Annotated in this window: 2 protein-coding genes; one reads left to right on the top strand and one right to left on the bottom strand. The window is 36.2% G+C overall.

Features of this window, described 5'->3' with window-relative positions:
* The coding region (locus O3658_RS10515; RefSeq protein WP_371561532.1) for a transposase family protein at window positions 1–466 on the bottom strand (466 nt) is incomplete at its 3' end.
* A 284-nt stretch (window positions 467–750) separates the two neighbouring features.
* Between O3658_RS10515 and O3658_RS10510 the strand changes: the two genes are divergently transcribed.
* Window positions 751–1865 (top strand): transposase (locus tag O3658_RS10510; protein ID WP_371561529.1); only part of this gene is annotated, 1115 nt, incomplete at its 3' end.

Genomic DNA, 1865 nt, shown 5'->3' with positions numbered 1-1865 from the left:
AAGACATAATCTCTGGAAGACAAGAAAAATCATGCTTAAAGTGAAAGTCATTGAGCTTACGAATGACAGTTGAAGTTGAAATGGATAGCTGATGTGCAATATCAGTCATAGAAGTCTTTTCAATCAACTTTTGAGCAATCTTTTGGTTGATAACACGAGGAATTTGATGATTCTTCTTAACGATAGAGGTTTCAGCGACTATCATTTTCGAGCAATGATAGCACTTAAAACGACGCTTTTTAAGAAGAATTCTGGTAGGCATACCAGTCGTTTCGAGGTAAGGAATTTTCGACGGTTTTTGAAAATCATATTTCTTCATTTGACATCCGCACTCAGGGCAAGACGGGGCGTCATAGTCCAGTTTAGCGACGATTTCCTTGTGTGTATCCCAATTGATGACATCTAGAATCTGGATATTAGGGTCTTTAATATCGAGTAGTTTTGTGATAAAATGTAATTGTTCCATATGATTCTTTCTAATGATGGTTTGGTCGCTTTTCATTATAGATCTTATGGGACTTTTTTTCTACACAAAAATAGGCTCCATAAGATCCATAGGGGATTTACCCACTACAAATATTATAGAGCCTGAAAAAGTCATCCAATAGATGGCTTTTTTGTTATATAGTAGATTGAATCTAGAAGAGTACACCACAACTGCTAAAAATATTTCTAGAAATTAGTTTGACTTTCCTAATTTCTCTGTTCATATCTTATTTCAATCCACTATACTAGAGATGAGGTGAAATGATGCTTGATAATCAGTTAACTATGGATGTCAGTCCTTATTCTAGTTTGTATGATATCGTTGTTCCTAAAACCCACTTTTTACGTCAGCTAACTGAACTCTGTGATTTTAGCTTTATTTATGATGAACTAGAAAAGAATTATCGTCCCGATTTTGGGCGTAAAGCTTATTCACCGATTATGATGTTTAAATATCTCTTGTTAAAAGATATTTATAAGTTATCAGATGTCGATGTGGTGGAACGTTCCTTGTCAGATATGGCCTTTAAATTTTTTCTTGGTCTAGCTCCGGAGGATTCTGTTATCGAACCATCCTCTCTGACAAAATTTAGAAAGCTAAGAATTAAAGATGACAAGCTACTTGATGTATTGATTCAGAAGTCTGTTCAAATTGCACTCGAACATAATTTGATTAAGAGTAAAATCCTCATTGTAGATGCCACTCACACTAAAGCTCATTATAATCATAAGAAACCCCAAGAAGTTCTTAGGGAGCGTTCAAAAGCTTTACGTAAAACAATTTATCAACATTCAGAAGATATCAAAATAGAATTTCCAAAGAAACCTCAGGAGGATAACCTCGAAGCAGAGTTGACCTATACAGAGGAGTTAATGGCTGTGGTTGAAAAACACGAGGAACTCTTAGCTCTACCGGCTATGTCTCAAAAGTTCAATTACCTAAAAGAAGCTGTTGATGATGACTTAGAACACTTGGAAGCTTCTGTTAAAGAGGAGGCTAGGCTTGGACATAAGACAGCCGACACCTCTTTCTATGGATATAAAAGTCATATCGCTATGACGGATGAACGGATTATTACTGCTTGTGTGGTCACTTCTGGTGAACAAAGCGATGGGAAATATTTACCTGAGTTATATGCCAAAACAAAGGAAAATAGTCTGGACATCGAGACTATTATTGGTGATGCGGCTTATTCAGGAAAGGACAACATTCAACTAGCTCGCAAAGAAAAGATTCATTTGGTGTCAAAACTGAACCCTTCAGTTTCAAAAGGTTATCGTAAAGAAGAGGATGCGTTTGAATTTAATAAAGATGCAGGGCTATTTGTCTGTCCAGAAGGACACATGGCTGTTCGCAAAGCAAGGACAGGGAAAAAATA

Source organism: Streptococcus sp. 27098_8_69 (assembly GCF_041432445.1).
Taxonomy (GTDB): domain Bacteria; phylum Bacillota; class Bacilli; order Lactobacillales; family Streptococcaceae; genus Streptococcus.
The sequence above is the reverse complement of the archived record's forward strand: the minus strand, read 5'-3'. Positions and strand labels throughout refer to the sequence as shown.